We start from the raw sequence: 21,764 nt of genomic DNA, 5'->3' as shown, positions 1-21,764 counted from the left end.
ACATGAGCTTCTTAGGTAAGTTAAGTGTAGATGCTATCCCGTACGATCCAATCGTACAGGTAACAGTGTTAATGATGATTTTAGGTGGTATTGCAGTATTTGCTGGTATCACTTATTTCAAAAAATGGGGCTACTTGTGGAACGAATGGTTCACATCTGTAGACCATAAAAAAATTGGTATTATGTACCTTATCGTTTCTGTGATCATGTTATTACGTGGTTTCGCTGATGCGATTATGATGCGTCTTCAATTGTTCCTTGCAAAAGGCGGCGGCGAAGGCTATCTACACCCTGAACACTACGATCAGATTTTCACCGCACACGGTGTAATCATGATTTTCTTCGTAGCGATGGGTCTTGTAGTGGGTATGATGAACATTTCTGTTCCACTACAAATTGGTGCGCGTGACGTAGCATTCCCATTATTAAACTCTTTAAGCTTCTGGTTATTCGCTGGTGCTGCAGGTTTGATGATGGTTTCTCTTGCGCTTGGTGAGTTTGCGGCAACTGGTTGGATGGCTTACCCTCCTCTTTCAGGTATCGAATACTCTCCTGGTGTTGGTGTTGACTACTATATCTGGGCACTTCAGATCTCTGGTCTTGGTACACTTCTTACTGGTGTTAACTTCTTCGTTACCATCATTAAAATGCGTGCTCCTGGCATGGGTCTTATGGATATGCCGATCTTTACGTGGACATCTTTATGTACTGCAGTATTGATCATCGCATCATTCCCAGTGTTGACTGCAACAATTGCAATGTTAACGCTTGACCGTTACTTCGGTTTCCACTTCTTTACAAATGACATGGGTGGTAGCCCAATGTTGTATGTAAACTTGATTTGGACATGGGGTCACCCAGAAGTTTATATCTTGATCTTACCTGCATTCGGTCTATTCTCTGAGATTACTTCTGTATTCTCTCGTAAGACATTGTTTGGTTATAAATCAATGGTGTATGCAACGATCGCGATTACAGTTCTTGCATTCGTTGTATGGTTACACCACTTCTTTACAATGGGTTCAGGTGCCAACGTTAACGCGTTCTTCGGTATCATGACCATGATTATCGCGATTCCTACAGGTGTGAAAATCTTCTCTTGGTTATTCACAATGTATAAGGGTCGTATTACCTTCACATCACCTATGTACTGGACAGTTGGCTTCTTAGTGACTTTCGGTATCGGTGGTTTGACTGGTGTACTTATGGCGGTTCCACCTGCGGACTTCCTTGTACACAACTCACTATTCTTAATCGCTCACTTCCATAACGTAATTATTGGTGGTGTTGTATTTGGTATGTTTGCTGGTATTACTTTCTACTGGCCGAAAATGTTCGGTTGGCAGTTAAGTGAATTCTGGGGCAAAGCATGCTTCTGGTTCTGGTTCTTTGGTTTCTACTTCGCGTTCATGCCATTGTATATCCTAGGTTTCATGGGTATGACTCGTCGTCTAAACTCGTATGACAACCCAGACTGGGATCCATATGTTGGTATCGCATTATTCGGTGCTGTATTAATCGCAATTGGTATTGCTTGTTTCATCATGCAAATCATTGTTGGTTTCTTACAACGCGAACAAACTCGTGACGTTACAGGCGATCCATGGGATGCACGTACGCTTGAATGGGCGACTTCATCTCCAGCTCCATTCTATAACTTTGCAGTATTGCCTCAAGCGAACGGTATCGACCGCTTCTGGACTGACAAAGAAAATGGTGTAGCTTACGCACGTCCTGCTAAATATGAAGATGTTCATATGCCAACTAACCGTGCTGCGGGTGTACTTATTGCACTGATCATCACTGTTATGGGCTTTGCACTTATCTGGCACATTTGGTGGTTAGCGATTGTTTCTTTCGTTTCTGCAATCATCGGCTTTATCTGGAGCTCATTCACGAAGAAAGTGGATTACTATGTTCCAGCTGCTGAAGTAGAACGTATTGAAAACGAACGTTATGCGTTACTCGAAAAACACTTGAAGAAGGACTAAGGATATGGCTGAAGTACTTCATCACGAAAACCACGAGCATGATGAACATCATCACGATGATACAGACATCACGGTCTTTGGTTTTTGGACTTACTTGATGAGTGACTTGATTTTATTCGGTACACTCTTCATCGCGTTCGCTGTATTAAGCAGTCATATTCCACCTGGCACTCCAAGTGCAAAGGATCTTTTTGCAGATTCTTTAGGTTTCGTTTTAACTGAAACTTTCGCACTTTTGATTTCATCAGTGACATTTGGTTTTGCGGTACTTGCTTCTTACAAGAAAAATGTTGGTCAAGTTCTAGCTTGGTTAGCAGTTACATTTGTATTCGGTGCAATCTTCATCGGCATGGAACTTTATGAATTTAATCATTTAGTTCATGCTGGTCATGGACCAAGCGTTAGTGCGTTCTTATCTGCGTTCTTTACTTTAGTTGGTACGCACGGTATTCACGTAACTTCTGGTTTGGTATGGATGATCGTGTTGATGATTCAAATCAAAAAATATGGTTTGACTACAATCAATACTCGTCGTCTTGCTTGCCTAAGCTTGTTCTGGCACTTCCTTGACATCGTATGGATCTGCGTATTCAGCGTAGTGTACTTAATGGGAGTATTATAATGAGTCATGATCATAATGCTGCTGGTGCATCACACGGTAACGTAAAGCAATACACAATCGGTTTTGTACTTTCTGTTTTATTGACTGTAGTTCCATTCTACATGGCAATGAATACTGATAGCTTCAGCCGTGGTGCAATTATTGCTGTTATCGGTATTACAGCTGTTGCTCAGGTACTTGTACAATTAGTTTACTTCTTGCACATGAACTCATCTTCAGAGCAACGTTGGAACGTGATTGCATTTATCTATACAATTCTAACTATTGCTGTTCTTTTAGTTGGTTCTGTATGGATCATGAACTACTTACATTCAAACATGATGATCTAAACTGATTGTCATGTTTAAAAAGTACTTATTCCTGACTAAGCCAGGAATTCTCTTTGGTAACTTTGTTACCACTTTGGGTGGCTACTTTGTAGCTACCCAAGGTTCAGTAGATTTCCTTCTCCTGCTTCTTACCCTCATTGGCACTACCCTCGTAGTTGCATCTGGATGTGTGGTTAATAACGTTATTGATCAAGACATCGACCAAAAAATGCAGCGCACTCAAAATCGTGCGTTAGTTAAGAAAACCATTTCTGTTCAAATTGCATTAGCTTTTGCTTTGCTGTTAGGCATACTCGGTTTTGGTATTTTATGGTTTTGGGTAAATGCGTACGCTTTTTTATTCGCAGTTATTGGTTTTGTCGTATATGTTGGTTTTTACAGCTTATGGACAAAACGAACAACGATCCACCAAACTGTGGTCGGTAGTATTTCTGGTGCAGCCCCCCCTGTCATTGGATATACAGCGGTCGCGAATCAATTCGATTTAGGTGCGCTACTCATTTTCTTGGGTTATGCATTTTGGCAAATGCCTCACTCATGGGGAATTGCAATTTATCGTTTTGATGATTATAAAAATGCAGGTATTCCGATTCTTCCTGTTGCGCGCTCGATTGTTCGCACCAAGATCGAATCGCTGATTTACATTGTGCTATTTGCAATTGCAATGAACGCTTTATTTGTATTTGGCTATGCAAACTGGCTTTATTGTATAATTCTCAATGTATTGACTGTTTATTGGCTATATTTAAATATCATTGGATTTAAAGCTGAACATGATCAATTATGGGCAAAGAAATATTTCTTATTCTCTGTTCTCCTAATTACGATTATCAGTATTTGCTTTAGTTTTACTGCTACTGCACCAATAAACAATCTTGTCATTTTTTAAAAGATAGAGAAGCCTCTATCTTTTTTTTATCTTCGCTTTAAGCAGTCTATAAATATCTATACTCAACACTACCTTCAAATACTTTCTAAAAGTGTGTTAATTTTCAAAATTGAATAGTCCAATTTATTTTCTTCGTCGTTATATTTTGCTTTATTTTTCTTGTAATCCCCTGCCGACATCCTTACAATACAGCTTCGCATTTTTTTGCGACACATTAAGTTTTTTTGAAACCAATAAAATTTATTTGTGACTCCTTGCTTCTAACAAATGCGTTAGGGGCTGCATAAAACCGTAAGGAGCTGACAATGCGTCACTACGAAATCGTAATTCTGGTACATCCAGACCAAAGCGATCAAGTGGTAGGTATGGTAGAACGCTATATCTCTCACATTAAAGATGCTGAAGGTCAAATTCACCGTCTTGAAGATTGGGGCCGTCGCCAATTGGCTTACCCAATTAACAAAATTCACAAAGCGCACTACATTTTAATGAACGTTGAATGTAACCAAACTACGCTTAATGAATTGGAAGAATTATTCCGTTACAACGATGCTATTCTTCGTAACGTTATTATTCGTCGTGAAAACGCAATCACTGAAGAGTCTTTATTGGCTAAGAGTGCTGAAGAAAAACGTGCGCGTAAAGCTCAACGTGAAGAAGCACAACAAGCTCAAGACTCTGCTGAAGCATAAGGAGAACATCAATGGCACGTTTCTACCGTCGTCGTAAGTTCTGCCGCTTTACAGCTGAGAACGTTACATATATCGACTATAAAGATATCGATACTTTAAAACAGTACATCACTGAAAACGGCAAGATTGTTCCTAGCCGTATTACAGGTACTAAAGCTCGTTACCAACGTCAATTAGCTCTTGCTATCAAACAAGCTCGCTACTTAGCGTTGATTCCTTACACTGACAATCATAAGTGAGGTTGAGCTGTGGATATTATCTTATTACAACGCATTAAGAACCTTGGTAAATTAGGTGATAAAGTTTCAGTTAAAGCTGGTTACGGCCGCAACTACTTAATCCCTCAAGGTAAAGCAGTTGCTGCTACTGAAGCTAACACTGCTGCATTTGAAGCTCGTCGTGCTGAACTTGAGAAGCAAGAAGCTGAAGTATTAGCTGCTGCTCAAGCACGTGCTGACCAATTGAACGAAGTAAATATCGTAATCACTGCGAAAGCTGGTGACGAAGGTAAACTATTTGGTTCTATCGGTACTCGTGACATCGCTGACGCGTTGACAAATGCTGGTCTTGAAGTTGACCGTGCTGAAGTTCGTTTACCGAACGGTGCACTTCGTCACACTGGCGAATTCAACATCGCAATCCAATTGCACCATGATGTTGTTGCTGAAGTTCTCGTTACTATCGTATCTGAGTAATTTTATGCAAAGAAAAAGAGCATGCATCAGCATGCTCTTTTTTTATCCCTAATAATTATAAAATTTGATTTAGCAAGCTGAAATTTAGACTTAGTTTTTTATTTGTTATCGATATTATTTGTTGCACTGTCTTGCTTGTGCATTTTGCATTAAGATAAGTCTCCCCTATTCATTTTCGTAATTATTGTAAATCAAGGTTTTATATGTCTCAGGCGACTGCCAAAAAAAATACGAATAACACTGAGTTAGATTTGCTAAAGAGTGAATCTTCAGCACTCAAAGAGTTTCGTACGCCTCCGCACAATCTTGCTATTGAACAGGCTGTTCTTGCCGCACTCATGACAGTAGCTGAGTCATTCGAACAGGTCAGCGATATATTAACCGAGAATGATTTTTACGCGACTCGACATAAATATATTTTTAGAGCAATTGAAAAACTTTCTAAAGAAAGTTCACCTTATGATGCCGTATTGGTCAATGATTGGTTAATCAAACAGAACCTGCTTGATGCGATTGGCGGTGAAGAATATTTAATGCAATTGATGGCGGATTCTCCATCAAGCTTTTATAACCTTGAAACTTATGCCAATAAAATACGTGAATTTGCAACTTTGAGAAATATGATCAAAGTTGGTAATGAAATTCTACAAAATGCGTATGACACGAAAGGTCGAGAAGTCAGTGAAATTTTAGATTTAGCTGAGACCAGTATCTTTTCTTTGGCTGAACAACACAATAACAATGCTAAAGCTCAAGGTCCAAAAGCAATTAATACCGTTGTCGCAGATGTATTCGATAAACTCAACGAATTATCACAACTTGATGGGAATATTACAGGTCTGACCACAGGATTTGTGGAGCTTGATAATAAAACATCAGGTATGCAAGCTGGAGATATGATCGTCGTTGCTGCCCGTCCATCAATGGGTAAAACAACTTTTGCAATGAATTTAGTCGAAAGTGTGCTATTCAATTGCAACCTTCCTGCTCTCGTATTCTCCATGGAGATGCCTGCTGACTCTATTGCCATGCGTTTAATTTCCTCGTTTGGTAAAGTGCATCAAGGACATTTGCGATCTGGCAAATTAGATGGCGAAGAATGGAACAAGGTCACGGGAACGATTCTTCAATTGCAAGAAAAACATCTTTATATTGATGATTCATCTGCCCTCCCACCGACTGAAATGCGCGCACGTGCAAGACGTATCGCGAAACAACACGGTGGTAAACTGGGTTGCATCATGGTCGATTACCTGCAGTTAATGAAAGTACCAGGTATGGGTGATAACCGTGTGGGTGAAATTGGTGAAATTTCTCGAAGCTTGAAAGCATTGGCGAAAGAGATGCATTGCCCTGTGATTGCACTTTCGCAGCTTAACCGCTCACTCGAAAACCGTCCAAATAAACGTCCTGTGATGTCAGACTTACGTGAATCTGGAGCAATTGAGCAGGATGCCGATTTGATCATGTTCATTTACCGTGATGAGGTATATAACAAAGAATCTAAAGAAGCAGGAACTGCTGAAATCATTATCGGTAAACAACGTAATGGTCCAATTGGTACCGTTCGACTCGCTTTTGAAGGTCAATATACGCGTTTTAGTAACTTGTCACCTGAATATTACGCGCAGAACCAAGAAGAAGAGTAATTTTGCTTTGATCAATTCTTAGTTAAGAACGCACGAATTGATCTGACCACAATTATCTTTTTTCAGTTTAAAAGATTTAACCTTTCCACATGCCTCTAGGAGTAAATTAGAGTGCGCCAAGCAACGGTTTGTATTGACACACACGCATTGCAATACAATTTAAATCGCGTGAAACAACTTGCACCAAACTCTACAGTTGTAAGTATGGTAAAGGCAAATGCTTATGGTCATGGAGTCTCAGACTGTTTAGCCGCATTGAGCCAGTCTGATGCTTTTGGCGTTGCATGTTTAGAAGAAGCACTTGAAATACGTGAATTAGGTTTTAAACAACCTATCACCTTAATTGAAGGTGTTTTTTCTGAAGATGAAATGCAAATTGCGATTGAGCAACATATTGAAGTAATCGTTCATCATCATCAACAACTGCAGTGGTTGTTGCAAGTTAAAGATGCTTATATCGCCCGAAATCTAAAAGTATGGGTTAAATTAAATAGCGGAATGAACCGCTTAGGCTTCAAAATTGATGTAATCAAATCTATTATTCATCAATTAAAAAATGAAGGTTTTACCTGTGTACTTGCAATGCATTTTGCTAATGCAGATGTTGATCACCCTTTAAATGAACAACAAATATCTCAATTTCTTGAAGTAAAACAAGATTGTGCACCAATTTTAGCTTCGTGTTGTAATTCAGCAGCAATTTATAAATACCCTGAATTGCATTTTGACTATGTTCGTCCTGGTATTATGCTGTACGGCGCAACGCCATTTGCAGATCGTGACGTCCACGCTCTAGATTTAAAACCTGTCATGACATTCAGTGCTGAGATTATTGCACTTAACGCCATTCAATCAGGTGAAGCTGTAGGTTATGGCTCAACCTTTGTTGCACAGCGACCTATGCAATTAGCAATTGTCTCGATCGGATATGGTGATGGGTATCCAAGAGCTTTTATTCGTGAGAATTCAGTTTCATTTAAAGGTCAATTGACCCCAGTGATCGGTCGGGTTGCCATGGATATGATTGCCATAGATGTCACTGATCTCAACGCAAAAATTGGTGATCTAGTAGAATTATGGGGTAAACATCGTTTAGTGGATGATGTTGCTGAAGCGAATGGTACGATTGGTTATGAGTTGTTATGTCGATTAAGCCAACGTCCGAAGCGTCTCAAAATGTAATGAGCGAATTAAATCAACGTAATGCTAAACAGCATTACGTTGTAGTTCATTAAAATCCGTATCCTGAGCGCGTGTCAAAAATCGAATTAAATAATCAGCTTGATCTTGTGTAAACTGTGTAGGCGTAAATTGACTAAATCCCATATCTATTAAAGCCTGCTTCACTGGACTTTGTCGTCCCACAAACTTCATAGACCATTCTTGAAATTGTTTTTTTTCAATATTTTTTCGCTGGAATAGGCGAATTTGATGATGGCGTTTATCCTTGTGAAGCTTTTGCAACAATATATCTAGTGTGGCTTCATCACCCTCTAGACATTGAAAATAGTGCCCATCTGCATAATAAAGTGCTCCAGAAATTTGATGCTCAAAATTGAAATGACGGGCTTCATTCAAGATTTCACGAACATCAATCAATAAGCGACTTGCATCTGCAGTCGACACACTCGCATAACTGAACTGTTGCATTGCTTCCCCTAATTTTTATAGTAATGATTTAATATTCAATGCAACTCAATTTAATCTAAACTCAATCATAAAGCAAAATTATTGCCAATAGTCTTCTGTTGGCCGTGGCAAACCGTTCAATCCTTGACGCAAAGTATCTGACCAAAGTTTACTAATTGATGAGAAATATGGATCATCATCATGAATACGTTTAGACAATGGAATTGCAAAACTATCTTTTTTATAAATACATGCATCTAGTGGTAAGCCCACAGAAACATTAGATCTAAGGGTTGAATCAAATGAAATTAAACCGCATCTTAATGCTTCATCTAATTCAGTATTGTAATTTAATGCACGATCTAAAATTGGTTTACCGTATTTACTTTCCCCAATCTGAAAAAAGGGCGTATCTGACGTCGCATTGATAAAATTACCCTGAGGATAAATATTATATAACTGAATATCCTCCCCTTGAATTTGACCAGAAAGTAAAATCGTACAGTGATAATTACTTTGCTCTAGTTGATCAGTAGTCACATCCATAATGACACGCTTTAAAGTATGACCAACCAATTCAGCCATCTCGAACATGCTATTCACACTATACAAATTAGGTTCGTGTTTTAAATCTAGCTGATTCTGTAAATGTCCTATAACGGCTTGTGTCGTCGCCAAATTACCCGCAGTTTGTATACTGATAAAACGCTCACCCTCAACACCGAAAAGATAGAGTTTACGAAATACAGAGATATGATCTACACCTGCATTTGTTCGCGTGTCACTGATACAAATTAAGCCATCACGTAAACGCATAGCACAACAATAGGTCATTGAAATCTCTCTTCTAAATTTTGTTCTAACACGGTAATACCTGAACGATGGTCGTCATACTCTCCACGCCACCAGCTTCTCGCACACCTCTGATAGGTGCAACGTCCCAATAATCACGCCCTAATGCAATATAAATGTGTGAACTTGGCGTATAGAGCTGATTGCTAACATCAAATGTATACCAAACTCCATCTATATAAGCTTCAGCCCAAGCATGGCTCGCCAAATGACTCATTTCTGGAACGTAAAGATATCCAGAAACATAACGCGCAGGAATATTTAACTCTCTACACATACCTACAAATACATGAGTATGATCCTGACATACCCCTTGTTGATGATGGAATGCATCTATTGCCGTAGTATTCACTTGAGTAGAATCTGAAATATATGGCATATGCTCAAGCAATGCAGAACTTAAATGTTTTAATTCATCACGAGTCTTTTTACTCACATGCTGAGCTGCAAAAGCTTTCATTTCAGCATCACATTGAGTCGCTGGGGTAATTTGTAGAAAAATACCGACTGGCACTTCTGACTCGATAGCTTGTTCTGAAACTGTATCGATTTCAATAATGCCCTGCGCCATAATACTTAAATTTTGATATGCATAGCGTTGAGTCGAAGTGATCCAAATATTATTAAAGGCATCTTTTGCTTCGACCGTATGACCAGGAATACTCACTGACCAAGCATCTACTTTTTGGTGAGCATTACATTGAGGACACATTCGTATATATTGGATACTATTTTTTGCCGTTTCCGTATATTGATAATGGGTTTGATGATTAATCATCAATTTCATGCATCCACCTCAAATAAACATTGCACCTGATCATTCAATTGGTAAAAGCTATTAGCATTTGGATGCGCTAAAAGATGTTGCCAAGCCTCATCTAAGCTGTCCCATCCTTTAGACTTCAACAGTTCAATCACAACACTTAAAGAATTGATTGTAGAATTAACATCCTGATTCAATCTTATTTCACGATCAAGATTTTCGAAATATTGTCCTAGACTAAAAAACAGAAAAATGTCTTCATTTTCAGCTTCTAGAATATCGCTACACTCATCAACAACAGTACAAATTAAACCTGCATTTTGTGTCGCTGTATCCACCATCTGTTTTAATTCTGAATAAGCCTGAACTGACAATACACCACGTAAATCTTGAATATTATTTTTCACACATTCAAATTGTTGAAAAAAAGAAGCAGGCTGATCATTACTCAGAATCAGCTCATTGAGCGAACACGCATTAAAAGCAGGTAAGCAAAAAGCATGGGCATACTGCAATGCTTGAACATCATCTTGAAATGGAAACTGACCACATAAATGTTGAATACGAGATAAATAACGGCCAACCCAATAAATATTTTGCGCATTGCTGTTTAATATAATCATGACAAGCTCCTGGTTGTATATTTATGAATGTAGCGGATCTATAACCCACGTATCTTTAATGCCACCACCCTGTGATGAATTTACAACTAATGACCCTTCTTGCATCGCAACTCGGGTTAAACCTCCCGGCACGATTTCTGTACGATACGGTGAACTTAAAATAAACGGTCTTAAATCAATATGGCGTTCAGCGATGCCGAATTCAGTTAAAGTGGGAGCGACTGAAAGCGCTAAAGTTGGTTGTGCAATGTAAGCATGCGGCTGTGCAATTAACTTTAATCTAAATTGTTCAATTTCTTGTTCGGTCGCTTTAGGACCAATTAACATGCCATAACCGCCTGAACCTTGCGCCTCTTTAACCACTAACTTTTCTAAATTACAAAGTACATAATCGAGTTCTTCACGTTCACGACATTGGTAAGTCGGTACGTTATTTAAAATTGGCTTCTGGTTTAGATAGTAATTAATCATTTTATCGACATAAGGATAGATTGATTTGTCATCTGCTACCCCCGTGCCAGGCGCATTCGCAATCACGACATTGTGTTGTAAGTAAGCAGACATTAGGCCAGGTACACCTAATGTACTGTCTGGCATAAAACACAATGGATCAAGAAATCCATCATCTAGGCGTCGGTAAATTACATCGACTTGTTTTTTACCCCAAACGGTTTTGGCATAGACCTTAGCATTTTCAACAAATAAATCCTGACCTGTAACTAGAGGAACATCCATCTCACGTGCGAGGAAGCAATGCTCATAATATGCACTGTTATATCGACCCGGTGTAAGCACCACGATAAATGGATTATCTACTTCAGCATTTTCCTCGAGTATTTGTCTTAAAAGTTGTGGGTATTGCTCTACACCTTGTAAATTTGATGACTTACAAAGTTCGGGCATCATTTTTTCACTAATTTTTCGACTTTCCAACATATAAGACACGCCTGATGGTGTTCTTAAATTGTCTTCTAATACAAAGAAGTCACCTTGCTGATCACGAATAATATCGATTCCGCTAATTTGACTATAAACTTTACCTTTCAATGAATGTTTATACATCAATGGTTGGTATGCCTCATGAGTGAGCACTTGCAGCTCAGGCACTAAACCATCTTTTAAAATCGCCTGATTATGGTAAATATCATCTAAAAAAAAGTTCAATGCTTGCACTCTTTGTGCACAGCCTTGCTCTATTTTGTGCCATTGTTGTTTGGCAATTACACGTGGAATTAAGTCATAAGGAATAATACGATCTGTACCCTCAGCATCACCATAGACTGTAAATGTAATGCCCTGATAGAGGAAATGTTCCTTCGCTTGATGATTTAATGATTTCAGCTCATCCAAGCTTCTTTCACATAACCAATTTTCGATTTTGCTAGATGCCTCTAAGCCAATCGTTTTATCATCTAAAAGTTCATTATAAAATTCAGATTTAAGTTGATCGAACAAGTACGCAGTGCTGTTTTGTTTAACTTCGATCTGCTTAGATTTTTCGAAAGCTTCGACGGTATGATCAGCCTTAAAATTTGCGAGAATTGAAGTGGTATCTTTTTCCTCTTTTAGCATACATACCTCTTAATTGTTATCAATTGTAAACAAAATTAAGCAATTTCAATGCCAAAAATTTACCTATTCATCTATTAATGCCCCATTTTTGAAGCATTCACAACGAAAAATGGCCTAAAGATGTATCGAAATATACTCAACAGCTTCACTTTCCATGCTTGCTTATCTCTTAAAGATTTTTTATTGTGTGTTTGAAAAATATTTTCTCTTTATTCATTAGTTGATTATGTCCTCTCAAGAAAAAGAAACATCGAATAGCTTATATCGACAGTGGCAAATTCTTTCACGTTTAACCACTGGCAAATGGATGGGTACACGAGAGTTGCAAGAGACCCTGCAAAGAGAAGGTATTGAAATCAGTTTAAGAACCATTCAACGTGATTTAAATCAAATTTCTCAAAGATTTCCTATTGAGAGTAATAAAACTGTACCACAAGGTTGGCGTTGGCGATCAGATGCCCCTATTCAAAGCTTGCCGCATATGACCAGCTCTCAAGCTGTCACCTTTATGATGGTTGAAGAACATTTGAAGCATTTGCTTCCACCAAGTTTAATTGAGGAAATGAACCCTTGGTTCGAGCTTGCAAAACGCAGCTTATCTACACAAAACAATGTACGTCAGTGGATTAACCGAGTTCGTATTGTCCCAGCAAGCCAGCCCTTGATCCCTCCTGTTGTAGAGAAACATGCGCAGCAAGCTATTTACGAAGGTCTATTACAAGATAAACAGATTGAATGTATATATCGTGCGCGTGGACCTGAAAGTGAAGAACGTGGTTATACCTTAAACCCGCTTGCACTGGTTCAAAAGGGCTCGATCATTTATTTGATTTGTACTCGACATGACAAATCAGAAGTTCAAACTTTTGCTTTACATCGTTTTAAATCTGCAAAAGTTCTAGAACAACGCGCCTTACACCCTGTTGACTTTGATATTGATGCTTACATTGAATCTGGTGCGCTTGGCTTCAGAGTTGATTTCAATAAACCCACTGAGCTCGTTCAACTCGAACTCTTTATGAATAAAGCTGATGCACTTTACTTTTCCGAAAGCCAACTCAGTAAAGATCAATCCATCACACAAGTATCCGATGATCTCTTTAAAGTGGTGGCTAATGTGCCATTTACTTCACAATTGGTTTGGTGGCTCAGAAGCTTCGGCAAAAAAATCATTCGTATTGAACCGCTCGATGTATTTAACGCCGTTCATGAAATTGAATATTAAAAAAGAGCCAAATTGGCTCTGAAGATTTTTTATTATCATATTTTCAGTATTGCGCTGATTTCTTATTGTGTTGAGTTTAAATACGTGAACTAAACTCCCCTTTAGCCCACGTACACTTTTCAATGTCGTTGGATTATGATTTACATCGTGCAGCATGCAATTTCATAACCATTATAACGAATACGCTTCATCGTCATGGCCTTTCCTCTTTGTTGTGAACGTAGAATCAATATAACGACATCAACTTGGATTGAGAAATAATCATAATTTCTTTATTAATCTCTATTCTTGTTAAACGTAAATAATAAATTATTTATCTTATTTATGAATAAATCGTTATATGAGGATCAAAAAAACCCGCATCAAGCGGGTTTTTTGGACTGCAACAGGCTTAAGCAGATTTTTTAGTTTGTGCATTCTTACGAATCGTAATCATCACCAATTGAACAGCAGCAGGTGTAACGCCCGGAATACGACTTGCTTGAGCGAGAGTTTCAGGGCGAACTTCTTTGAGTTTCAAAGTAATTTCACGAGATAAACCAGATACCACGTCATAATTAAAATCAGCTGGAATCTTAGTCTCTTCTAAGCGCTTCATTTGCGCTACATCCTGATGCTGACGGTTAATATAACCCTCATATTTAACTGCAATCTCAATTTGGTCACCCACTTGAGCAGAAACATCAGAACCAGTGAGTTCCGCAATTTGAGCAAAAGTAATGTTCGGACGTTTCAACAAATCAATCGCAGAACATTCTTTAGAAAGATCCGCACCTGTCATTTCAACGAATTTTTTACCCATTGGATTGTTAGGTGCAGCCCAAAGATGTTGTAAACGACCTGTTTCACGCTCAACCGCTTCCATTTTTTCGCAGTACGCTGCCCAACGCTCGTCATCCACAAGACCCATTTCACGACCGATTGGTGTCAAACGTTGGTCTGCATTATCTTCACGAAGCATCAAACGGTATTCCGCACGTGAGGTAAACATACGGTAAGGTTCTTTCGTACCTAAAGTAATTAAGTCATCGACCAATACACCCATGTACGCTTCATCACGCTTCGGTGTCCATTGTTCTTGATCCCACGCACGCCGTGCAGCATTCAAACCTGCAAGTAAACCCTGTGCACCGGCTTCTTCATAACCTGTCGTACCGTTAATTTGACCCGCAAAGTACAAGTTATTAATCGCTTTAGTCTCTAAAGTGAATTTCAAAGCTTGTGGGTTGAAATAATCATACTCAATGGCATAACCCGGGCGCAGGATATGCGCATTTTCCATACCACGGATTGAGCGTACTAATTCAAACTGGACATCAAACGGTAAAGATGTAGAAATACCATTTGGATAAAGTTCATGTGTATCTTGGCCTTCAGGCTCTAAGAATACTTGGTGAGAATCTTTATCGGCAAATTTATGAATTTTATCTTCGATTGACGGACAGTAACGTGGTCCTACACCTTCAATCACACCAGTATACATCGGTGAACGGTCTAGGCCGCCACGAATAATATCATGAGTTTTTTCGTTGGTATGCGTGATATAGCAGTTGACTTGCTCTGGGTGCATAGATGCATCACCCATAAATGACATCGTTGGTGATGGGAAATCACCCGGCTGTGGTGTCATCACAGAGAAATCTACAGAACGTGCATCAATACGTGGTGGCGTACCTGTTTTTAAACGACCTACTGGCAATTGAAGCTCACGTAAACGGTGCGCTAAAGAAATTGAAGGTGGATCACCTGCACGACCGCCGCTTGATTTCTCAAGACCAACATGAATCACGCCACCCAAGAATGTACCAGCGGTTAACACGACAGTTTTCGCATCAAAGCGAATCCCCATTTGTGTTACCACACCTTTAACGGTATCGCCGTCAACAATGAGATCATCTGCTGCTTGTTGGAAAATATCAAGATTGGCTTGGTTTTCTAATGTTTCGCGAATAGCCGCTTTATAACGTACACGGTCAGCCTGCGCACGCGTTGCACGAACTGCAGCACCTTTACGTGAGTTCAGAATACGGAACTGAATACCACCCTTGTCTGCTGCGAGTGCCATCGCACCACCTAAGGCATCAATTTCGCGAACAAGGTGTGATTTACCAATACCACCAATCGCTGGGTTACAGCTCATCTGCCCTAAAGTCTCAATATTATGAGTTAAGAGTAAAGTCTGTCGACCCATACGTGCCGCAGCAAGCGCTGCTTCTGTACCAGCGTGTCCGCCACCGATAACAATGACATCGTAAACTTTAGGATAATGCATAGTGGTATATGAGGAGATAGAAATAATGACAGAAAATTATAGCAAATTTTGTTTGCCTTGAGACAATCGAGAACGATTTAATTCTAATTTTTTTGAAGTCCAATAATATAAACCATTTTGATATAAAAATTTATAAATTTTGCAGATTTAAGTGATTTTTTAACAATTTAGAAAATTTATTTACAGCATTGCCCTTCCATTGATTCGACTATTTTTTCAACATATTCAAGTCATATTTTTTAACAAGAGTATACGAACATGAAAGTCCAGTTATTTACGATATCAATGTTATGTTGTTTGGGTCTAAGCGTAAGTAGTATGAGTATTGCGAATGACAAAGTTGATAATGCCTATAATGCCAAACAATTCCAAAGTGTATGTAAGGGTAAAAGCGAAGGCGATGCTGTCAGTTTCCCGTATAAAGGAATCATTTGGAATGGTACTTGCCAAACTCAATTTTTCCCTACCCAAAGTAAAGATTTGAAAGGCAATGAAGAGCAGCTTAATTCAGCTTGTAAGTCTGATGCAGCGAGTGTTTCCGTGAATATTGAAGGTCAAGAATATAAAGGCAAATGTGCACTCGGATATGCGCCACCGATGCCAAAAGCGTCTTAATCCAATTTTTTAAATTCGACCATTTATGCAACCAATTGAAAAATTGGTTGCTTTTATTTATTGATAACGATAAAACCAAATTAAAAATAATGATCTATTTACAAATAACACAACAAAATTCAGGATGAATTTATGGACACAGGGATCCTTACGATTTTTTTACCTTTAGCACTTGCAATTGTGATGGCGGGTTTAGGACTTGAACTCACTGTTCAAGATTTTCTACGCGTTCGTAAACACCCTAAAGCAGTGCTCATCGCATTATTTTCCCAACTCATCATTTTGGTTGGCGTTGCATTTATTATATGTAGAATACTCAATCTTTCGCCTTACTTGGCTGTCGGCTTAGTGTTGCTTGCTGCCTCACCAGGGGGTGCGACAGCCAATCTATTTAGCTATTTATACAAAGGTGATGTTGCGCTCAACATCACCTTGACTGCGATTAATGCCATTATTGCTGCAGTGACCTTGCCGCTTATCGTGAATTTTGCAATCACCCATTTCATTCAGGATTCAACTCAAATTGGTCTACAATTTAGTAAAATTTTACAAGTGTTCGCCATTATTCTTATTCCAGTTGCCCTCGGTATGTTTATGCGCTACAAATTTCCAAATGTTGCAACTAAACTAGAAAAACCAGTGCGTATTTTTGCCGTTGTATTCTTAGTGTTAATTATTGTCGGTGCAGTACTTTCTGAACGTGCCAACATTATGAATTATCTTGCTCAAATTGGTTTGGCAACAGCGTTATTTTGTATCGCAAGTCTTAGCGTTGGTTATTTTCTACCACGCTTCTTTGGTGTACCGAGCTTTCAAGCAAGAGCGTGTGCTTTTGAAATTGGTATCCATAACAGTACTTTGGCCATGGCGATTGCAATCACGATAATGAATAGCAGCGAAATTGCGATGCCAGCAGCTGTTTATTCAATCTTTATGTATATCTTCGCAGCTATTTTCGGCATGTTGCTGAATCGTTTTGCACCATTAGACCATCCGGCTGAGTTAACTCGAAACCACTCACAAATTAACTGATATTAATTGAGTTAACCAACTCATCTTAAAGGCACTGTAATCGTGCCTTTATTTATGCTTCAGGTTTTATCTGCATTCTTAAAGCGAATACAGTACAATGCTAACTCTCGTATTGCATATTTAGGTTTTTTTACTGTGAAGTGGTTACAAATCCATATTACTGTCGATCAAGCACAAGTTGATTTTACTGAAACACTATTATTATCTCTTGGTGCAGTCAGTGTGACGCTAGATGATGCAGAAGATCAAGCGTTATTAGAACCACTTCCAGGTGAGACTCCGCTTTGGAACAAAGTCATCGTAACGGGTATTTACGCTCAAGAAGATGATGAAGAAATCGATGTCGTCGCACTAGAAACATTCATTAAAGACCAGATGCCTGAAGCACCTTTACGTTATGAGTTTATCGAAGATCAAGAGTGGGAACGCACTTGGATGGATGCATATGAGCCAATTCAAATTGGTGAAAAATATTGGATCGTTCCTGAGTGGATGGAAGCACCTGAAGCGGATGCGGTCAATATTAAATTAGATCCAGGCCTAGCTTTTGGTACAGGTAATCATGCTTCAACATTCCTCTGCCTACAATGGTTAGGTAAAACCGATGTAAAAGACAAAATCGTCATCGATTACGGCTGTGGTTCTGGCATTCTAGGTGTTGCTGCCCTATTGCTTGGTGCAAAAAAAGTATATGCGACAGATATTGATCCTCAAGCTGTACTCGCTACACAACAAAATGCTGAATTAAATGGCGTGCTCGAAAATTTATATGTCGGCTTACCTGAAGAATTTAATCAAGCACTTGGTGAGCAAAAGGCAGATGTATTTGTCGCAAATATTCTTGCTGGCCCACTGATGGCGCTTGCTGAGGAGTTTTCAACACTCATTCAACCTGAAGGTGAATTCGCACTTGCCGGTATTATTGAAGAGCAAGTTGATGATGTTTCTCGTGTTTATGCTGAATTTTTTGATATATTAGACAAAGAAAAGCGTGATGAAAATTGGTACCGTCTTTCTGGGAAACGCCATAAATAAGTAGAGCTTAATTTAAGATATGAGTGATAAACAAACCCGCTGCCCAAATTGCTCCACAATTTACAAGGTATCAGTCACCCAGTTAACTGTTGCCGAGGGTATGGTTTGTTGTCCTAAATGTTCTGCTGAGTTTAATGCGCTTCTACATCTATTCAATCCTCAACCGAAAGTGGTTGAGCCTTTAATCAAAGAAGTCCAAGACAGTACAGCACCATCTGAAGATGTGATCGACCCCAAACAAGAACAACACCTATTGGATATTTTCGATCGTAAAGTTGCGAATTCAAATATTACCTTGCGTACGTATTTAAATAACTTAAATACGTTCAATCATGATCCGATTACCAACTACCCTTCTTTAAATCTTTCATCATCAATCCATGCCAATAGCCAATCGAAACCAAGAACTAGGCTTTATATTGCAACATGGGCGATCGTAAATACAATTTTAGCGTTATTACTGGTTTTTCAATTTTTATGGTTTAACCCAAATGTATTGCAACGCTCACCTCCGCTAAATCAGGCATTTATATCAGCATGTAACTTATTTAATTGTGACACGCTTGATGAACGCTATACCCATATAAAAGTACAAGACCTCAATATTGAGTCAACATCAGTGATCTCTACTGTTTTTTCAGGTCACTTGGTGAACGAATATAGCAAAGGGCTAAAACTGCCTCTGTTGAAAATAAGCATTTTTCAACAAGGTAAATTGATTTCATCCTCTATTAAAGCACCCAATGAATATTTAGTAGAAAGTTTGCATGGAATTACACGAATTCCTCAAGACAGTCCATTTGGTTTCAAATTTAGTATAAATTTTTCTCAATCTGAGTTTGACAATTATAAATTGGAAGTTATACGACCATAAGATCAAAAAAAACGATAAAAAAATTAAAAAAAATGTAGTTTTCTTGCTCACTTTTTCATAGACAATGGTATGATACGCGCCACGAAAGCTTTGTACCGCAAACTCCTCGCAATTTCTCAAAATAAATACAGTTCTGTTCATGTGCTTAATTTTTTTATTCAGCGCATCAGGGATGTTTTTTGTTTTATGTGGAACCGTAACAAATATTAAACTATTGTTACGCTTATTTTTCACTCAATTGCTCTAGTTGTGGCAAGCTAATTGTTCTTGTTTTAGAGTCGACCGTTTTAGGACCTAAAACGGAGCTCGTTTTTTTATTTTGACCACAAAATCACTTTTACCCTAAGTGATTATTGATTCTCGGATTAACTCGCATGAATAGCAAATCTCCTATTTTTACTGCACAATCTGATGTCGCTCTTCGTATTCACGTAGATCGCGCAGTTCGCCATTATTTTGCACAATTGCAAGGCGAGCAACCATCTCAAGTTTATGACATGGTTTTAGCAGAAATGGAGAAACCTCTTTTATCTGTAGTGTTAGAATATACACGTGGCAACCAGACTCGCGCTGCTGAGATTCTAGGCCTTAACCGTGGTACTTTACGTAAAAAGTTGAAAGCTCACGGTTTAATGAGTGAATAAATGATAAAATGCTTGCGGCTTCCGCGGGCATTTTTTTTACCTGCTATTTAGCTTTTTTGTTTTAATTCTTGATAACTGTGACTAAATCATGACTATTAAACGCGCATTAATCTCTGTTTCTGATAAAACAGGCATTGTTGAATTTGCCCAAGACCTTGTTGCTCTAGGGGTAGAAATTTTATCTACTGGCGGTACTTATAAGTTGTTACGTGACAACAATATTGCTGTAGTCGAAGTTTCAGAGCACACTGGTTTCCCAGAGATGATGGACGGACGTGTAAAAACACTTCATCCGAAAATCCACGGTGGTATCTTGGCTCGTCGTGGTCTAGATGAAGCTGTGATGGCTGAACACAACATCGATGCGATCGATTTAGTTGTGGTAAACCTTTATCCATTTGCTGCAACTGTTGCAAAACCTAACTGCTCACTTGCTGATGCGATTGAAAATATCGACATCGGTGGTCCAACGATGGTTCGTGCTGCTGCGAAAAACCATGCGTCTGTAGGTATCGTTGTAAATGCATCTGACTATGCGACTGTAGTTGCTGAGCTTAAAGCTGAAGGCTCACTTTCATATGCAACTCGTTTTGACTTAGCAGTTAAAGCATTTGAACATACTGCTCAGTACGACGGTATGATCGCATCTTACTTAGGCGCTCGCGTTGGTAAAGAAGAAGGTCAAGCTGATCAATTTGCACGTACATTCAATACGCAATTAAATAAAGCTCAAGATTTACGTTACGGTGAAAACCCACATCAATCTGCTGCATTCTATGTTGACCCTGCTGCAACTGAAGCCTCTGTTTCTACTGCTAAACAGTTGCAAGGTAAAGAATTATCTTATAACAACATTGCAGATACTGATGCAGCACTTGAATGTGTTAAATCATTCGCTAAGCCTGCATGTGTGATTGTAAAACACGCAAACCCATGTGGCGTTGCAGTCTCTTTAGACGGTATTAAAGCAGCTTATGACCTTGCTTATGCAACTGACCCTGAATCTGCATTCGGCGGTATTATTGCATTTAACCGTGAATTAGACGTTGAAACTGCTCAAGCGATTGTTGACCGTCAATTCGTGGAAGTGATTATTGCGCCAAGCGTTGCTGAAGGTGTGTTAGAAGTTACTGGTGCTAAGAAAAACGTACGTGTACTCGTATGTGGCGAATTACCAGCAATTGACGAACGTGCTCCACAAATGGACTACAAACGTGTGAATGGCGGTTTACTCGTTCAAGATCAAGACTTAGGTATGATTACTAAAGATGATCTTAAAGTTGTGACTAAACGTGCTCCAACTGAACAAGAAATCGAAGACATGATCTTTGCTTGGAAAGTTGCGAAATACGTTAAATCAAACGCAATTGTTTATGCTAAAAACCGTCAAACAATTGGTGTAGGCGCTGGTCAAATGAGCCGTGTGAACTCTGCTCGTATTGCTGCAATTAAAGCTGAACATGCTGGTTTAGTTGTTGAAGGTGCAGTAATGGCATCTGACGCATTCTTCCCATTCCGTGATGGCATTGATAATGCTGCTAAAGCAGGTATCAAATGCATTATTCAACCGGGTGGTTCTGTGCGTGATGAAGAAACAATTGCTGCTGCTGATGAAGCGGGTATTGCGATGGTCTTCACTGGTATGCGTCACTTCCGTCACTAATTGATGGTAAGACTTGTAATGACAATGTCATTTACATTGAAAGACATAGATTTTTAATCTTGCATAAAGTCCTCTCCTATTTTTAGGTTGAGGACTTT

At 39.0% G+C, this 21,764-nt stretch carries 22 protein-coding genes; 16 read left to right on the top strand and 6 right to left on the bottom strand.

The annotated features are described in order from the left end of the window. Positions 1–2: 2 nt before the first annotated feature. The 9 genes from cyoB (at position 3) to alr (ending at position 8,049) form a co-directional block, all read left to right on the top strand. Complete coding sequence (gene cyoB, locus AC1M9E_RS05465; protein WP_035267062.1) at positions 3–1,991, top strand: cytochrome o ubiquinol oxidase subunit I; 1,989 nt, start codon at positions 3–5, stop codon at positions 1,989–1,991. A gap of 4 nt (positions 1,992–1,995) precedes the next feature. Further along, on the top strand, positions 1,996–2,613 hold the full coding sequence (gene cyoC / locus AC1M9E_RS05460) for a cytochrome o ubiquinol oxidase subunit III (protein ID WP_035267060.1): 618 nt from the start codon (positions 1,996–1,998) through the stop codon (positions 2,611–2,613). Then, positions 2,610–2,942 (top strand): cytochrome o ubiquinol oxidase subunit IV, encoded by a 333-nt coding sequence (cyoD, locus tag AC1M9E_RS05455; RefSeq protein ID WP_171076771.1) that lies wholly within the window; start codon positions 2,610–2,612, stop codon positions 2,940–2,942. The genes cyoC and cyoD overlap by 4 nt, the downstream gene beginning before the upstream one ends. 10 nt (positions 2,943–2,952) lie before the next feature. Next, positions 2,953–3,831, top strand: coding sequence for a heme o synthase (cyoE, locus tag AC1M9E_RS05450; protein WP_481607000.1), 879 nt, complete (start codon positions 2,953–2,955; stop codon positions 3,829–3,831). 305 nt (positions 3,832–4,136) lie between these two features. Then, the gene (gene rpsF, locus AC1M9E_RS05445) at positions 4,137–4,523 is read left to right on the top strand and encodes a 30S ribosomal protein S6 (RefSeq protein ID WP_035267614.1); all 387 of its coding nucleotides are present in this window, start codon (positions 4,137–4,139) and stop codon (positions 4,521–4,523) included. Positions 4,524–4,534: 11 nt separating this feature from the next. Next, positions 4,535–4,762, top strand: a complete 228-nt coding sequence (rpsR, locus tag AC1M9E_RS05440; protein ID WP_004719336.1) for a 30S ribosomal protein S18 — start codon at positions 4,535–4,537, stop codon at positions 4,760–4,762. 9 nt (positions 4,763–4,771) lie between these two features. Further along, complete coding sequence (gene rplI, locus AC1M9E_RS05435; RefSeq protein ID WP_035267617.1) at positions 4,772–5,218, top strand: 50S ribosomal protein L9; 447 nt, start codon at positions 4,772–4,774, stop codon at positions 5,216–5,218. Between the two features lie 203 nt (positions 5,219–5,421). Further along, positions 5,422–6,867: a replicative DNA helicase gene (gene dnaB / locus AC1M9E_RS05430; RefSeq protein ID WP_035267619.1), complete on the top strand. Its 1,446-nt coding sequence runs from the start codon at positions 5,422–5,424 to the stop codon at positions 6,865–6,867. Positions 6,868–6,978: 111 nt separating this feature from the next. Continuing rightward, positions 6,979–8,049 carry an alanine racemase gene (gene alr / locus AC1M9E_RS05425; protein ID WP_481607001.1) on the top strand — a complete coding sequence of 357 codons (1,071 nt, stop codon included), beginning with the start codon at positions 6,979–6,981 and terminating at the stop codon, positions 8,047–8,049. 24 nt (positions 8,050–8,073) lie between these two features. On the opposite strand, the gene AC1M9E_RS05420 is transcribed toward alr, so the two are convergent. The 5 genes from AC1M9E_RS05420 to AC1M9E_RS05400 all read right to left on the bottom strand — a co-directional run bounded on the left by AC1M9E_RS05420 (position 8,074) and on the right by AC1M9E_RS05400 (position 12,306). Further along, positions 8,074–8,517 (bottom strand): BLUF domain-containing protein, encoded by a 444-nt coding sequence (locus AC1M9E_RS05420; protein ID WP_180027635.1) that lies wholly within the window; start codon positions 8,515–8,517, stop codon positions 8,074–8,076. Between the two features lie 78 nt (positions 8,518–8,595). After that, on the bottom strand, positions 8,596–9,330 hold the full coding sequence (locus AC1M9E_RS05415) for a proteasome-type protease (protein WP_035267625.1): 735 nt from the start codon (positions 9,328–9,330) through the stop codon (positions 8,596–8,598). A 25-nt stretch (positions 9,331–9,355) separates the two neighbouring features. Further along, positions 9,356–10,135, bottom strand: coding sequence for a transglutaminase family protein (locus tag AC1M9E_RS05410; protein ID WP_180027633.1), 780 nt, complete (start codon positions 10,133–10,135; stop codon positions 9,356–9,358). Beyond that, positions 10,132–10,734, bottom strand: a complete 603-nt coding sequence (locus AC1M9E_RS05405) for a hypothetical protein (RefSeq protein WP_481588393.1) — start codon at positions 10,732–10,734, stop codon at positions 10,132–10,134. The genes AC1M9E_RS05410 and AC1M9E_RS05405 overlap by 4 nt, the downstream gene beginning before the upstream one ends. Before the next feature lie 21 nt (positions 10,735–10,755). After that, positions 10,756–12,306 (bottom strand): circularly permuted type 2 ATP-grasp protein, encoded by a 1,551-nt coding sequence (locus AC1M9E_RS05400; protein ID WP_481607002.1) that lies wholly within the window; start codon positions 12,304–12,306, stop codon positions 10,756–10,758. 226 nt (positions 12,307–12,532) lie between these two features. Here AC1M9E_RS05400 and AC1M9E_RS05395 point away from each other — a divergent pair, with 226 nt between their 5' ends. Then, complete coding sequence (locus AC1M9E_RS05395) at positions 12,533–13,531, top strand: helix-turn-helix transcriptional regulator (RefSeq protein ID WP_481607003.1); 999 nt, start codon at positions 12,533–12,535, stop codon at positions 13,529–13,531. A gap of 391 nt (positions 13,532–13,922) precedes the next feature. Here AC1M9E_RS05395 and mnmG read toward each other — a convergent pair whose 3' ends face one another. Then, a complete protein-coding gene (gene mnmG, locus AC1M9E_RS05390) occupies positions 13,923–15,803 on the bottom strand; it encodes a tRNA uridine-5-carboxymethylaminomethyl(34) synthesis enzyme MnmG (RefSeq protein WP_488225115.1) in 1,881 nt (626 codons plus the stop codon). 258 nt (positions 15,804–16,061) lie between these two features. Here mnmG and AC1M9E_RS05385 point away from each other — a divergent pair, with 258 nt between their 5' ends. From AC1M9E_RS05385 to purH, 6 genes are all read left to right on the top strand, one after another. Next, on the top strand, positions 16,062–16,418 hold the full coding sequence (locus tag AC1M9E_RS05385; RefSeq protein WP_481589817.1) for a hypothetical protein: 357 nt from the start codon (positions 16,062–16,064) through the stop codon (positions 16,416–16,418). A 132-nt stretch (positions 16,419–16,550) separates the two neighbouring features. After that, positions 16,551–17,450, top strand: a complete 900-nt coding sequence (locus AC1M9E_RS05380) for a bile acid:sodium symporter family protein (RefSeq protein ID WP_481589816.1) — start codon at positions 16,551–16,553, stop codon at positions 17,448–17,450. Between the two features lie 135 nt (positions 17,451–17,585). Next, positions 17,586–18,485 (top strand): 50S ribosomal protein L11 methyltransferase, encoded by a 900-nt coding sequence (gene prmA / locus AC1M9E_RS05375; protein ID WP_035267660.1) that lies wholly within the window; start codon positions 17,586–17,588, stop codon positions 18,483–18,485. A 19-nt stretch (positions 18,486–18,504) separates the two neighbouring features. Beyond that, positions 18,505–19,359 (top strand): MJ0042-type zinc finger domain-containing protein, encoded by an 855-nt coding sequence (locus tag AC1M9E_RS05370; protein WP_481607006.1) that lies wholly within the window; start codon positions 18,505–18,507, stop codon positions 19,357–19,359. Positions 19,360–19,733: 374 nt separating this feature from the next. Continuing rightward, entirely contained in the window at positions 19,734–20,003 is a 270-nt protein-coding gene (gene fis, locus AC1M9E_RS05365; protein WP_001086304.1) for a DNA-binding transcriptional regulator Fis, read from the top strand. Between the two features lie 88 nt (positions 20,004–20,091). Next, the gene (gene purH, locus AC1M9E_RS05360) at positions 20,092–21,666 is read left to right on the top strand and encodes a bifunctional phosphoribosylaminoimidazolecarboxamide formyltransferase/IMP cyclohydrolase (protein WP_488225114.1); all 1,575 of its coding nucleotides are present in this window, start codon (positions 20,092–20,094) and stop codon (positions 21,664–21,666) included. Positions 21,667–21,764: the final 98 nt, after the last annotated feature.

The sequence above is a fragment of the Acinetobacter sp. 24-47-47 genome, from assembly GCF_057737035.1.
Note: the sequence above shows the minus strand (reverse complement) of the source record. Positions and strands in the feature narration are given on the sequence as shown.